15 protein-coding genes and 1 riboswitch are annotated in these 13,492 nt (G+C 68.8%); of the genes, 5 read left to right on the top strand and 10 right to left on the bottom strand.

Annotated features, from left to right (window positions below; genetic code table 11):
* The first annotated feature begins 5 nt into the window (after positions 1–5).
* Complete coding sequence (locus AC1HFH_RS21190; protein WP_480244531.1) at positions 6–560, top strand: dihydrofolate reductase family protein; 555 nt, start codon at positions 6–8, stop codon at positions 558–560.
* Here the strand turns inward: AC1HFH_RS21190 and AC1HFH_RS21195 are convergent, their stop codons facing one another.
* Positions 561–905 (bottom strand): VOC family protein, encoded by a 345-nt coding sequence (locus AC1HFH_RS21195; protein ID WP_480244532.1) that lies wholly within the window; start codon positions 903–905, stop codon positions 561–563.
* Positions 906–1,015: 110 nt separating this feature from the next.
* Between AC1HFH_RS21195 and AC1HFH_RS21200 the strand changes: the two genes are divergently transcribed.
* Positions 1,016–1,726, top strand: a complete 711-nt coding sequence (locus AC1HFH_RS21200; protein ID WP_480244533.1) for a helix-turn-helix domain-containing protein — start codon at positions 1,016–1,018, stop codon at positions 1,724–1,726.
* Here AC1HFH_RS21200 and AC1HFH_RS21205 read toward each other — a convergent pair.
* The gene (locus AC1HFH_RS21205; RefSeq protein WP_480244534.1) at positions 1,708–2,283 is read right to left on the bottom strand and encodes a dihydrofolate reductase family protein; all 576 of its coding nucleotides are present in this window, start codon (positions 2,281–2,283) and stop codon (positions 1,708–1,710) included. The genes AC1HFH_RS21200 and AC1HFH_RS21205 overlap by 19 nt on opposite strands.
* 29 nt (positions 2,284–2,312) lie before the next feature.
* Between AC1HFH_RS21205 and AC1HFH_RS21210 the strand changes: the two genes are divergently transcribed.
* Positions 2,313–2,582 carry an NAD(P)H-binding protein gene (locus AC1HFH_RS21210; RefSeq protein WP_480244535.1) on the top strand — a complete coding sequence of 90 codons (270 nt, stop codon included), beginning with the start codon at positions 2,313–2,315 and terminating at the stop codon, positions 2,580–2,582.
* 37 nt (positions 2,583–2,619) lie between these two features.
* Here AC1HFH_RS21210 and AC1HFH_RS21215 read toward each other — a convergent pair whose 3' ends face one another.
* The 5 genes from AC1HFH_RS21215 to AC1HFH_RS21235 form a co-directional block, all read right to left on the bottom strand.
* On the bottom strand, positions 2,620–3,195 hold the full coding sequence (locus tag AC1HFH_RS21215; RefSeq protein WP_480244536.1) for a (2Fe-2S) ferredoxin domain-containing protein: 576 nt from the start codon (positions 3,193–3,195) through the stop codon (positions 2,620–2,622).
* A gap of 113 nt (positions 3,196–3,308) precedes the next feature.
* Positions 3,309–4,097 carry an ABC transporter ATP-binding protein gene (locus AC1HFH_RS21220; protein WP_480244537.1) on the bottom strand — a complete coding sequence of 263 codons (789 nt, stop codon included), beginning with the start codon at positions 4,095–4,097 and terminating at the stop codon, positions 3,309–3,311.
* A complete protein-coding gene (locus tag AC1HFH_RS21225; RefSeq protein ID WP_480244538.1) occupies positions 4,094–5,161 on the bottom strand; it encodes a FecCD family ABC transporter permease in 1,068 nt (355 codons plus the stop codon). The genes AC1HFH_RS21220 and AC1HFH_RS21225 overlap by 4 nt, the downstream gene beginning before the upstream one ends.
* Positions 5,158–6,156, bottom strand: a complete 999-nt coding sequence (locus AC1HFH_RS21230) for a FecCD family ABC transporter permease (protein ID WP_480244539.1) — start codon at positions 6,154–6,156, stop codon at positions 5,158–5,160. The genes AC1HFH_RS21225 and AC1HFH_RS21230 overlap by 4 nt, the downstream gene beginning before the upstream one ends.
* Positions 6,156–7,184: an ABC transporter substrate-binding protein gene (locus tag AC1HFH_RS21235; RefSeq protein WP_480244540.1), complete on the bottom strand. Its 1,029-nt coding sequence runs from the start codon at positions 7,182–7,184 to the stop codon at positions 6,156–6,158. Before AC1HFH_RS21235 ends, AC1HFH_RS21230 begins: the two co-directional genes overlap by 1 nt.
* A 33-nt stretch (positions 7,185–7,217) precedes the next feature.
* Positions 7,218–7,424: riboswitch (cobalamin riboswitch) on the bottom strand.
* A 103-nt stretch (positions 7,425–7,527) separates the two neighbouring features.
* Between AC1HFH_RS21235 and AC1HFH_RS21240 the strand changes: the two genes are divergently transcribed.
* Together AC1HFH_RS21240 and AC1HFH_RS21245 are read left to right on the top strand one after the other, a co-directional pair.
* Positions 7,528–8,946, top strand: coding sequence for a lipase maturation factor family protein (locus AC1HFH_RS21240; RefSeq protein ID WP_480244541.1), 1,419 nt, complete (start codon positions 7,528–7,530; stop codon positions 8,944–8,946).
* 321 nt (positions 8,947–9,267) lie between these two features.
* On the top strand, positions 9,268–10,683 hold the full coding sequence (locus AC1HFH_RS21245; protein ID WP_480247930.1) for a glyceraldehyde-3-phosphate dehydrogenase: 1,416 nt from the start codon (positions 9,268–9,270) through the stop codon (positions 10,681–10,683).
* A gap of 120 nt (positions 10,684–10,803) precedes the next feature.
* On the opposite strand, the gene AC1HFH_RS21250 is transcribed toward AC1HFH_RS21245, so the two are convergent.
* From AC1HFH_RS21250 to alc, 3 genes are all read right to left on the bottom strand, one after another.
* A complete protein-coding gene (locus AC1HFH_RS21250) occupies positions 10,804–11,454 on the bottom strand; it encodes an MBL fold metallo-hydrolase (protein WP_480244542.1) in 651 nt (216 codons plus the stop codon).
* 161 nt (positions 11,455–11,615) lie between these two features.
* A complete protein-coding gene (puuE, locus tag AC1HFH_RS21255) occupies positions 11,616–12,524 on the bottom strand; it encodes an allantoinase PuuE (RefSeq protein WP_480244543.1) in 909 nt (302 codons plus the stop codon).
* Positions 12,521–13,492, bottom strand: coding sequence for an allantoicase (gene alc / locus AC1HFH_RS21260; RefSeq protein WP_480244544.1), 972 nt, complete (start codon positions 13,490–13,492; stop codon positions 12,521–12,523). Before alc ends, puuE begins: the two co-directional genes overlap by 4 nt.

The following is a 13,492-nucleotide window of genomic DNA, read 5'->3' on the forward strand; positions in this document are numbered from 1 at the left end:
CGACCATGCTGCTCGTTTCCATGGGTGTTTCGGTGGACGGTTTCATCGCCGACCGCGCCGGCTCGTTCGACTGGGGAGCACCCGACGACGAACTGTTCCGCTTCCACCTCGACTCGGTCGCGGAACTGGGCGGATGCCTGTGCGGCCGGAAACTGTACGAGACGATGCTGCCGTGGGAGACCGAACCGTCGATGCGCGACACCGACCTCGGTGCCGCCTTCGCCGATGTCTGGTCGGCACTGCCGAAGGTCGTGTTCAGCAACACGCTCGAGCAGGTCGAGGGCAATGCGCGGCTCGCCGAGCGGCCACTGGCCGATGAGGTCGCCGCCGTGCTCGCTTCGACGGACCGGGATGTGGAGATCGGTGGCGCGCACCTGGCCGGGCAAGCGATCGAACTCGGGCTCGTCGACGAGTTCCGGATCTTCCGCAGTCCGATCATCCTCGGCGGCGGCACGCCCCTGCTGCCACCGGTCACCGAGGCCATCCCGCTCGAGCTGGCGGAATGCCGGACATTCGGATCGCGAGTGGTCTACGAGCGGTATCGGCGCACCGCGGCCTGACTACCGGTGGCTCACCACGTTCACGACGGCTCCCCCGGGGTCGCGGACGAAGAAGCGCCGCACACCCCAGGGCTCGTCACGCAGTGCGTAGACGATATCGGCGCCGGCGGCGACCATGGCCGCGTGCAGCGCATCCACATCATCGGTTTCGACGCTCAGGTCGGGCTGCGGTTCCTCGGCTCCGGGTTCGAAGAGCAGCACTTGGGCAGTGGGGTTCCCGGGTGAGGCCATGGCCACCACCCAGCCCAGATCCATGGCCACGGTGAACCCGAGCCCTTCGTAGAAGGCGCGGGAGGCAGCCATATCGGGGGCGCGAAGGTCCGGGGTGGCGCGGCGGATGGTCATGGGCGCAAAGTATCGGGCCGTGTCGAGGTGCGGCTTGGACGGATGGAACTCCGTCCCGCCCCACGACCGACGAGCCGCAGGTCGGGGTCCTCCGGACTAGAATCCCGATGGTGGGACTGCGCTTCGGGACGCGGGAATCGGACTCGCCGTGGGTGGAGTCCATCTGGACCTGCCGCAGCGAGCAGGTTTCGACGATGACCTCGGTCGCCTCGGAGACCTGGGGGCTGGTGTTCTGGGAGCAGGAGGGTCGGCGCTACGCGGTGATCACCGGGCCGGAGAGCCGCACCGGGACCGCACCGGTACCGGAAGGGGCGAGTTTCGTCGGGATCCAGTTCGCGGTCGGCACCTCGCTACGCACGGTGGCGACGCCATCGCTGCTGGACGGTGGCATCACACTGCCGGATGTCACCGGGCGAACGTTCTGGCTGGACGGCGCGCACCGGGAGACACCGCAGGCCGATGACGCCGAGGCCCTGGTCGAGCGCCTCGTCCGGGAGGGCGTCGTGGTCCGCGACCCGCTGGTCACCGAGGCTCTGCGGGGCGGATCGCCGGCGGTGAGCGAGCGGACCCTGGAACGCCGATTCCGGACGGCGACCGGACTCACCCAGGGCGCCGTCCGGCAGATCGGACGCGCCCGCACCGCGGCCGTGCTGCTGGCCTCCGGCGAGGCACCGGGCGATGTGGTCGCGAAACTCGAGTACTACGACGAACCGCATCTCGCCCGGGCGCTGCGCCGATACGTCGGGCGGACCACCCGGCAGTTGCGCGAAGGAACCGGCGGCCCGCTCGCCCTCGATCCGGCTCAGCGGACGACGTCGTAGATCAGCTTGGTGACGCCGTTGGCGTAGCTCGCCGACTCCCGCAGCCGCAGCGACTGCTTGTCCCGATCCGACCGGGCGAACAGGCTCTTGCCCGCACCCAGCAGCACCGGGAAGACGAGCAGGTTGTAGCGGTCGATCAGGTCGGCGTCCTGCAGGCGGCGGGCCAGTTCGGCGCTGCCGTGGATGTAGATGGCGCCGCCGTCGGACGCCTTCAGCTTCGCGACGTCCTCCTCGGACCGGAGGATGGTGATCGGACCCCAGCCGTCGATCAGGGCCGAATCGTCCAGGCCGGACGACACCACATACTTCGGCAGCTCCTTGTACGCAGCATGATCCTCGGAATCCCGCCAGATCGGCGCGAAGGCCTCATAGCTGCGGCGGCCGAACATCAGTGCCGTGGTATCGGCGAGCTCCTCCCCCTTCAGCGCGAACGCCTCGGGCACGAACTCGGTGTCCATCACCCAGCCACCGCTGCGATGCCCTTCGGCAGTGCCACCGGGCGAGTCCACCACACCGTCGAGCGACATGAAGCCCGTGTACACCAGTTCGCGCGCCATTTCTTCCTCCTGAGATCGGGTCCGGCTCGTTGCCTGAATTCAACCTAGAGGTGTTCGCCGCCGGTGTCTTGGACGAAACCGACACCGCTCCAGATGCGATCGGGGCGAGTCCGGCGGAGTGCACGATCGTGCGCCCACCACGCCTGCTCGATACCGAACGCACCGAGAACTACCGCGAGGCGCTCGGCGGTGCCGTGCCCGGCGAACACCGGATCTCGCGAGCCGACCTGGCCCACGCCATACTCGGTGCCCTGGACCGGCCGGAGACCGTCCGGCAGATCCTCGGTATCGCAGACTGAATCCGAACAGCGGAGGTGCCCGGGACAGCACCCGGTCCTACACGGCCGCACCGGCCCCTTCGGCGCCGACCCCGGCATCGGTATGCCACTCGCCACTCGGATAGGTGATGTACAGCGGCCCCAGGTTGCACGGTGACAGACAGCCGGTCGGCGTGACCAGCGCATCCGGGTTGTCCCGGCGCAGGTTCCGATACAGCTCGCCCGCCCCGTACACGGTGCAGCGCGGGCCGCGGCAGACCAGGATGTGTTCGGCGTGCTCGGGAATCTGCGACCAGGCAGGGCTGCGGAAGGCACGTGGGCTCGCGGTGACCGGGGTGCCCTCCTCGGCCATCCGGCTGCGCACCACTTCGGCGAATTCCGCTGTCGAGTCGATACTTCGGGCGATCCGCACATCGTGGTCACAGCCGCGAACCTCGCGCCAGTTGGCGACGGCTCGGGCAATCCAGGTCTCCAGGTAGCGGTCACGCGGCACTGCCAGCGGGATCAGGGTGACCGGCAGCCCGGCTGCGACGGCAGCGTCGAGGACGTCGCGAACAGTCGGTTCGTCCTGGTCCAGCAGTGCGTAGCCGACACCGCAGGCCCCGGCCAGCGCTTCGACCGCGGGGATGTCCACACCCGAGGGGGTAGGTCGGGCAACCAGGATGTGCCGACGGCTCATAACGTTTCGCGCCTTTCGTGTGCCGCTGGGGTACGGATGTCCGGTCGGGCGACGGGACGGCCGCGGACTCATCCGGTGCGCACCTTCCGCGCTACGGGAACGACCAGCGGCGTACCGGTTTCCGGATCGTCGATCACGGTGCACGCCACTCCGAACACCTGGGCCACCAACTCCGGCCGGACGATCTCGGCGGGTGTCCCGTGCGCGACCACCCGGCCGTCCTCGACGGCGACGAGCCGGTCGGCGTAGCGGGCGGCCAGGTTCAGGTCGTGCAGAACGGCGATGATGGTGCGGGGCAGCAGGTTCCGCAACACCTCGAGGATGTCGAGCTGATGGGCCAGATCGAGGAAGGTGGTCGGCTCGTCGAGCAGCATCACCTCCGCGTCCTGGGCGATGGCCAGCGCGATCCACACCCGCTGTTTCTGGCCGCCGGAGAGCTCGTCGACGGTACGGTCGGCCAGGTCGAGGGTGCCGGTCACCGTCATGGCATGCCGAACGGCGGTCTCGTCGGCGTCGGACCACTGCCGGAACCACCGTTGGTGCGGGTGCCGGCCGCGGCCGATGAGCTCGGCGACGGTGATCCCGTCCGGCGCCTGGGGCTGCTGTGGCAGCATCCCGAGCCGCCGGGCCAGCGTCCGGGCGGGCAGGTCGGCGATATCGGCTCCGTCGAGCAGCACCGCACCCGATGCGGGGCGGACGAGGCGGGCCAGCCCGCGCAGCAGTGTCGATTTACCGCAGCCGTTGCGGCCGACGATGACGGTCAGCTCGCCCGGCGGGAAATCCACGGTGGCCTCGGTGATCACCGTGCGGTCGCCGTAGCCGAGGCTCAGGGCGGAAGTGGTGAGATGAGCGGTCATCCGGCGTGTCCGATCCTTGTTGCGCGGGCGAGGAGATAGACGAGAACCGGCGCACCGAGAATCGCGGTCACCACCCCGACCGGCAGTTCGGCCGGGAACAGGCGGCGCGCGGCCAGATCGGCCGACACCACCAGCAGCGCGCCCGCGGCGGCGGCCGGGGCGAGCCCGGCACCCCGTTCACCGAGCAGGCGCCGGACGATCTGCGGAGCGACCAGGGCGACGAATGCGATCGGTCCCGCGGCAGCGGTGGCGAACGCGGCCGCCGCGGCGGCGAGCACGATCAGCGTGCCCCGATGCGGACCGCGCCGGCCGGACAGCGTGGCCGCGAGATCGTCACCCAGTTCCAGCACCGGAAGGGTGCGGGCGACCACCAGCAGCGGTGGCGCCACCAGGGCTACCGCCGCCACCCCGAAACCGACGTGCAGCCAGCTGCGGTTGGCCAGACTTCCGGTCAGCCACATGGCGGCGGTATGCGCCTCGTACACGCTCGCCCGGGTCAGCAGGAACGAGATCGCCGCCGACAGCATCGCCGTGACACCGATCCCGACCAGGACCAGCCGATACCCGTCGAGCCCGTCCTCGGTGGCCACGGCGACGATCAGCAACATCGCCACCGCGGCCCCGCCGGCGGCCCCGGCGACCAGGACCAGACCGGCCCCGCCGAGTACCACGCTCACCGTCAGCGCGCCCAGCGAGGCGCCGGCGTTGATGCCGATGATCTCGGGACTGACCAGAGGATTCCTCGCGATCCGCTGCAGAACGGCACCGGAGAGGGCGAAAGCGGCCCCGACGCACAGCCCGGTCAGGATGCGTGGCAGCCGGTCGGCGACGACGACGTCGTATTCGATGAGTGTGCCACCACCTCCGAGTACCCGGAGCACATCGGCGACGGTGAGCCGATAGTGCCCGACGGTCAGCGACCACGCCGCCACCGCGAGCGCGGCCGCGGCGAGCAGAACGGTGATCAGCACCGCGCGCCGCCGGACCCGGAACGCGACGCCGCGGCGCGGCGAACGCACCAGGAGCGTCCCGGTGGGCAGCACGGTGTCACGCGTGGCAGTCACAGCGCCGCCACCTTCCGGTTGCGGACCAGGTAGAGGAAGAACGGCGCACCGGCGAGCGCGGTGACGATGCCGACCTGGACCTCCTGCGGCCGCGCCGCCACCCGCCCGACGATATCGGCGAGCAGCAGCAGACCCGGCCCGAGCACGACACACCAGGCCAGGATCCACCGGTAGTCGTGTCCGGCGAGCATCCGGGCGATATGCGGAATCACCAGCCCGATGAAGGCAACCGGACCGGCGACGGCTACCGCGGCCCCGGCCAGCAGCACCACACTCGCCGCACCGGCGGCCCGCACCGCGACGAGGCGGGCACCGAGCGTGCGGGCCATATCGTCGCCCATCGCCAGCGTGTTCAGCGTCCGTGAGACCGCTACCGCAAGCAACGCGCCGGCACCGACGAAAGGCACCATCGCCACCACGTCGCCGAGTTCGGCTCGGGTGAGCGATCCGACCACCCAGTACCGGAAGTCGTCGAAAGTGGACCGGTCCAGCAGCGTGATCGCCGTGGTGATCGACGAGCACAGCGCGGCGAATGCGGCGCCGGCCAGCGCCAACTTCACCGGTGTCGCACCACCGAATCCCAGCGACCCGAGCGTGTACACGAACAACGCGGCGACCGCCGCACCGAGGAAGGCGAACCAGACGAACCCGCTCGGTGCGGCGAGTCCGAGGGTGCCCATGGCGACGACGATGGCGAGGGACGCGCCGGAGTTGATGCCGAGCAGGCCGGGCCCGGCAAGCGGGTTGCGGGTCAGGCCCTGCATGACGGCACCGGCGAGGGCGAGCGCGATCCCGGCCAGCAGACCGGCCAGGGTGCGCGGCAGCCGGATGTAGCGGACGATGCGGTCGGTGTCGGTCCCCTGGAAATCGGTGAATGCCGACAGGGCCTGGTCGAGGGTGACCGGATAGGACCCGACCAGCAGCGAGCCCACGCACACCACGGCGAGCCCGGCACCGGCGACGATCAGCCCCGAGCCGCGGAAGCTGCGGTTCATCAGTCGAACAGATCCGGGTGGATCAGTTCGGCCACCAGTTCGGTGGCGTGCGCGATCCGGACACCGGCGGCCCGGTCGGCGAACAGGAACGGGTACACGTCGCCGTTGCGGACGGCGGTCAGGTTGGCGAACGCCGGGTCGGCGAGGAGCCGGTCGGCCTCGGGCTGCCCGTCGGCTCGGGTGTAGCTCGCATCGCAGCACAGGCTGGTCAGGATGACGTCCGGGTCGCGGGCGATGATCTCCTCCGCGCCGATCGGGACATTGCGACGCTGGGTGAGATCGGCGAAGAGATTCGTGCCGCCGGCGGCATCGATGATTCGGGTGACGAAGTCGGTGCCACCGGCGACGGTGTACGAACCGTCGTCCTTGACCGAGACGACAGCCACCCGCGGCCGTTCGGCGCCTTCGACGGTCGTGCGCACCGCTTCGATGCGGGTGCGCAGATCCTCGACCACCTCGTCGGCGCGCTCGGACACGCCCCACAGGGCGCCGAGGTCGGCCAGGTCGGCGTACACATTGTCGAAGCGGACGGTCGCCGGGTCGATGGCCTCGTCGGACAGGCCGTCCTCGCTCGGGCACAGCGGGCTCAGAATCCAGGTCTGCACACCCAGTTCGTGCAGGCTCGCCCGGGTCCCGACGCTCTGCTGCATGGACTCGGCGAAGACACCGTTGTATCCGGAAAGGACGAAATCGGGTTTCTTCGCGAGCATCTCGTCGCGGCTGGGCAGCTTCTCCACATAGTCCATCTCGGCCTGGGCATCCCGGTACTCGGGTAGTACCGCCGAATCCAGGAACGCCGTCCCGGCGAGCCGGTCGGTGACGCCGAGCGCATGCGCGATCTCGATCGACGGCTGATAGGCCGCGTAGATTCGCTGCGGCGGTTCGGGTACTGCGATCTCGATCCCGCAGTTCGTGCGGGTGGCCGACACGGCACTGCTCGCAGCCGGTTCGGTTCGGACGCCACAACCGGCCAGAACGGCCGAACAGGCGATGACGGCGCCGATACGCAGGCGCGCGGAAACAGACATGGTCACAGGTGACCGCCTTCCAGATCCTCGTGGAGCGGGTGCTACGCCGTGGCCGGTCTCCTGGCTGACGGGATGTCGTGCGGTGCAGCTACCTTCCCGAGGCCTGCCGGCCTCAGTGGTTCCGGACGTCGTCCGGGACGCTGCTCCGCTCCCGATCACAGTGGCGAGGGCCGCACCGGTTCCACACCGGTTTCCCGAACACCACGACCCGGGGAGAGTACCAAGGCATGACTGCAGCCGGGCCGCCACACTCGACGAAACGGTCGTATCGGACATCCCGGGCTGAGATACTCGAAGCGGAGAGCTGAGTAGCTGATTCCCGCGGTCGGGAGGTGCGACCGGGATGGAATGGTTCACGGCACCCGAATACTGGCTGAGTCGGCAGGTCTTCCAACACGGCCTGGCGGCAGTGTATCTGGTCGCCTTCCTGGCGGCGGCCAGGCAGTTCCGGGCACTGCTCGGAGCGCACGGCCTCACCCCGATTCCCCGGTTCCTGGCACGGACCGGATGGCGCCGGGCGCCGAGCATCTTCCGATGGCACTATTCGGACCGGTTCTTCGCGGTGATCTGCTGGTCCGGGGTGGTGCTGTCGGCCGCGCTGATCGCGGGACTCGGTGACCTGGTGCCGCTGTGGGCGGCGATGCTGCTGTGGACCGTGCTGTGGGCGCTGTACCTCTCGATCGTGAACGTGGGCCAGACCTGGTATTCGTTCGGCTGGGAATCGCTGCTGCTGGAGGCCGGATTCCTGGCGATCTTCCTGGGCAACGACGACACCGCCCCACCGATCCTGATCCTGCTGGCCCTGCGCTGGCTGCTGTTCCGGGTGGAATTCGGCGCCGGGCTGATCAAGCTCCGCGGCGACCGCTGCTGGCGTGACCTGACCTGCCTCTACTACCACCACGAGACCCAGCCGATGCCCGGGCCGCTGAGCTGGTTCTTCCACAACCTGCCGCGGCCGGTGCACCGCGCAGAGGTGGCGGCCAACCATTTCACCCAGCTGGTGGTCCCGTTCGGGTTGTTCGCACCGCAGCCGGTCGCGAGCGTGGCGGCGCTGATCATCATCGCCACCCAGCTGTGGCTGGTCCTGTCCGGCAACTTCGCCTGGCTGAACTGGCTCACCATCGTCCTTGCCACCAGCGTCGTCGACGTCTCGTGGGTGGTTGCCGCACCGGCCCTGCCCGCACCACCGGTGTGGTTCACCGTGCCGGTGATCGCGGTGACCGCGCTGATTGTGGTGCTGAGCTACCGGCCCGCGCGGAACCTGCTGTCCCGGCGACAGCGGATGAACACCTCCTACGACTCGCTGCACCTGGTCAACAGCTACGGAGCGTTCGGCAGCGTCGAACGGGAACGGTGGGAGGTGGTCCTGGAAGGCACCGACGACCCCGTCCTCACCCGGAACACCCGATGGCAGGAATACGAGCTGAAGGGCAAACCGGGCGACCCCCGACGGCTACCCCGCCAGTGGGCGCCCTACCACCTGCGCCTGGACTGGCTGATGTGGTTCGCCGCCATCTCGCCGGCCTACGCCCGCGGATGGCTGGAACCCCTCGTCGTCCGGCTGCTCGAGAACGACCCCGCTACCCTGCGCCTGCTCCGGCGCAACCCCTTCCCCGGAGCACCGCCGACCTTCGTCCGGGCCCGCCTGTACCGCTATCGCTTCACCACGCCCCGCGAACTGCGCCGCAGCCACGCATGGTGGCACCGCACCCCGGTCGGTGACTACATCCCGCCGACCACGCTCCGCCACCTGGACAGTTGACCGCCGACGTAGGACAGGGCAGCAGGGTGGTGGCGGCCGGTGTGCCCGCCGCCTGCGCCGAGCCGACCTTGCATCCAGATGCGCCATCTTGCATCGCCGGTGATGCACGGTCGCACACCTGGATGCAAGGTCGCGACCGCGACGCCGCACCGCCGGCGGCACGAGGCGGGGATCTCACAAGGGGGTAGCCGGGTTCGGTGATATCGCGGGCGTCGTTAGCATCGGTATCGATACGGCCACCACTTCGAGGAATCCCGAGGATCCGCCTTGACCACCGAGCAACTCGACCGCTGGAACACCCAGGAAGCCGCCGCTGAGGCGATGATCCCCGCCATCGGCAGGTTGTATCGCGAGAAGGGTGTGACGGTCCTGCTGCACAGCCGGTCGCTGGTGAACAAGTCGGTGATCAGCATCCTGCGCACCCACCGGTTCGCCCGCCAGATCGAGGGCGAAGAATTGTCGGTGCACGAGACCCTGCCGATCCTGGAGGCCCTCACCGAGCTGGATCTGGGGCCGTGCAAGATCGACCTCGGTCAGATGGTCACCGCCTATCGCGCCGATGACCGTGGCCTCTCGATTCCCGAGTTCACCGCCGACATCCTGGCCGAGGTGACGAACGGCAACAAGACGCAGCCGCAGGGACCGCGTGATGTCGTCCTCTACGGCTTCGGCCGGATCGGCCGGCTCGTCGCCCGGCTGCTCATCGAGAAGGTCGGCTCGGGGAACGGCCTGAACCTGCGGGCCGTGGTGGTGCGTCGCGGTGGTGCCGACGACCTGGTCAAACGTGCCTCGCTGCTGCGCCGAGATTCGGTGCACGGCCAGTTCAACGGCACCATCAAGGTCGATACCGACAACGACACCCTCATCGCCAACGGCAACGTCATCAAGTTCATCTACAGCGACGACCCGGCGAGCGTCGACTACACCGCCTACGGCATCGACAACGCGATCCTGATCGACAACACGGGCCGGTGGCGTGATCACGACGGACTGTCGCAGCACCTGCGCCCCGGCATTACCAAGGTCGTGCTCACCGCGCCCGGTAAGGGCGACATCCCGAATATCGTGCACGGCGTCAACCACCGCGATCAGGACCTGAACCGACAGATCTTCTCCTGCGCCTCCTGTACGACCAACGCGATCGTGCCGCCGCTGAAGGCCATGGACGACGAATTCGGCATCACCCGCGGCCACGTGGAGACGGTGCACTCGTTCACCAACGACCAGAACCTGCTGGACAACTACCACAAGGCCGACCGGCGCGGCCGTTCCGCACCGTTCAACCTGGTGCTCACCGAGACCGGTGCCGCGTCCGCGGTCGCCAAGGCGATGCCGGACTTCAAGGCCAGGATCACCGGCAACTCGATCCGTGTCCCCACCCCGGACGTCTCGATGGCGATCCTCAACCTGCAGCTCGAGCAGGAGACGACCAAAGAAGAGGTGCTGGCCTACCTGCGCCAGATGTCGCTGTTCGGACCGTTGAGCCGCAACCTCGACTACACCGCCGCCACCGACGCGGTATCCAGCGATTTCATCGGCTCCCGCGCCGCATCGATCATCGATGCCAACGCCACCATCGTCGAAGGCGACACCGCCATCCTCTACGTCTGGTACGACAACGAGTTCGGCTACTCGTGCCAGGTGGTGCGCACGGTCCAGTACATCTCCGGCATCGAATACCCGACCTACCCGCAGGTCGGCACGCCCGCGGCCGCGGTCGCGACACTGGTGTCCTGACAGCCGGACGGGTGGCCACCACTGCGCGCGCTGCGCCCATCCGGCGGCCGGTACCCTTCGCCGCCGGTTGATCGGCGTTCCGACAGCCGCCCACGCACCAGCTGTCGGAACCAGTCGGTCTCAGACACGGATGCCGCCTTCCGCGATCAGGCGGCGGCGGGCCTCGTCGACGCAGTCGCGCCATGGGCGGCCGGCGAGGTCGGTGACGCCGGTGTCGCCCATGAATGCGCTGGAGACGACGACGTCGGGGTTCAGTTCGGCCAGCAGGTCGAGGGTGGCGAGCATGGCTTCGCGGTCGCTGAATCCTTCGATGAAACCGGCCACCCAGTTGCCGTCCGGGTCGGTCAGGATGGTGTCGCCGGTGAACAGGTACCGGCGGCCGGCGATATCGGCCAGGTAGCAGCTGCTGCCGGGGGTGTGGCCGGGGGTCGGGATGACTTCCAGGTCGTCGGCGGCGCGGTGTCGTTCGGTGAATGGGTCGTCCACGGGTGATTTCTCGGCGGCGAGCTCGGCTTCGGCAGCGTGGATGTGCAACTGCGCGCCGTATCGCTCCCGGATGGTGGACAGCGATCCGGCGATCTCGTCCTGGTGACTGAGGTAGTGGTGGGCGATGCCGCCCAGGTCCGCAGGCGCATCGATCTCGGCGGCCACGGTGGTGTTGTAGAACAGCACGTTGCCTGCGGCCCTGGTCCACAGGAATGCGCGCGTGGTGAGCCCGGGTGCGGGGTTCTCGGTGGTGGTCTCCCACAGCTGGGGTGCGATCTGCTGCACGGTCGTAGTCCCTTCCGGCTCGGTGATCCAGATGAGACGAGGATGCGGGCAACGCGTTCCGAAATCGTTCCGGTCCGGTTCCGCCGGAGCAGAACAGCAGGTCAGGCGCGTGATCCGCGGATTCGGTGTCGGCGGGCAGGGCATCGCCCGGCCGGTACGGGTCAGGTCGTCGGTGCCGGGTGAGTTCGGCGCCAGTGCTCGGCGATGTCTATCCGGCGGGTGATCCATACGCCGTCGTGGGACTGCACGTGGTCGAGGAAGCGTTCCAGGGCGGCGGTGCGGGCGGGGCGGCCGGCCAGGCGGCAGTGCAGGCCGACGGACAGCATCTTCGGACTGCCCTGTTCGCCTTCCCGGTAGAGGACATCGAAGGCGTCGCGGAGGTGGCCGAAGAACTGGTCACCGCTGGGGAATCCGGCCGGGGAGGCGAAACGCATATCGTTGGTGTCGAGGGTGTACGGGACCACCAGATGCGGATGTCCCGAAACGGTCACCCAGTACGGCAGGTCGTCGGCGTAGGAATCGGAGTCGTAGACGAAACCACCGTGTTCGACGACGAGTTCACGAGTGTTCGGCGAGTCCCGGCCGGTGTACCAGCCCAGCGGCGCGGCGCCGGTGAGCTCGGTCAGGATGTGGACGGCCTCGATCATGTCCCGGCGTTCGGTGTCCCGGTCGACCAGCTGATACGACAGCCAGCGCAGGCCGTGGCAGGCGATTTCGTGGCCAAGTTCGCCGAAGGCGGCGACCGCCTCCGGGTTGCGCTGCATCGCCCGTGCCACGGCGAAAACTGTCAGCGGGAGGCCGCGGTACTCGAATACCCGGAGCAGCCGCCACAATCCGGCGCGGGAACCGTACTCGTACAGCGATTCCATGCTCATATGCCGGTTCGGGAACGGCTCGGCCGGGGTCATTTCCGACAGAAACGTCTCCGAACGCGGATCACCGTCGAGGATGCTGCGTTCGCCGCCCTCTTCGTAGTTGAGTACGAACTGGACGGCGATCCGGGCCGCCCCGGGCCAGCGCGGATCCGGCGGGTGCGCACCGTATCCGACGAAATCACGTTCGCCGGTCACGGCTCGCTCCGCTCACCGTAGAGGCGCAGCCTGGCCATGCCGCCGTCCGGATATACATCGAGGCGGACTTCGGTGATCGGGTCCGGTGTATCGGCAGCCAGCGGAAACCGGTGCCGGGTATCGGGCTGCAAGGCGACTTCGGGTAGCAGTTCCACCGCCGCACCGTCGATCGAATAGCCGGTGAGCTTCGCCCGTCCCGGGCTGTTGCCCAGGAAGTAGGAGGTGTCGAGTTCGGCCAGCCGGACCCGGCCCGGCCCGGCCAGTTTGATCCGCACCCAGTCGTTTCCGTCGTCGCGGCGGCGGGCGGTCTCCCAACCCTCCCCCATGGATCGTGGCGGACCGGGGTAGAGCAGCTGTTGCGGTGCCGAGTAGAAACGGTCGGAGCAGTCCAGGACCAGGCCACCGTTCTCGATCGCCGCGAGGTCGTAGGGGCCGAGACCGGTCAGCAGCGGATCCGGGCGGCCTTCGCCGTGCACCCGCAGCCGGGCGATACCGCCGTCCGGGTGCATGGTGAGCCGGACATGGGTCCAGCGCTGTTCCGATTCGATGCGGAACGGGTTGCGGCTGTCCCCTTTCACCGGGGTGGGCGGCAGCAGCGGTTGCCAGTCGGTGCGAGCGGCGATCTCCTCGGCCACCGGGTATCCCTCGACCGCCAGTGCCGACACCGATACCTGCGGCGGATAGTTGCCGGTGAACCAGGCCGTGTCGACGACGATGCCGCGGATCACGCCGGGCACCCCGAGCCGGACGACCGCGGAATCGCTCCCCGGCACGCCCCGGCGACGCCGGGTTTCCCAGCCGTCGTAGATCTGGCCCTTGTGTCCGAAGGTCGCCGGCCGATATTGCGCCTCCCCGGGGGAGATCAGGTTCTCCTTCTCGGCGAAGAAATCGTCGTTCGCCCAGATCACCGCACCCCCCAGGGGGCGGACCGCCAGATCGGGCAGCTGTGTGAAATCGTCCGTCGCCAT

It is taken from the genome of Nocardia sp. KT25-26, assembly GCF_056627695.1.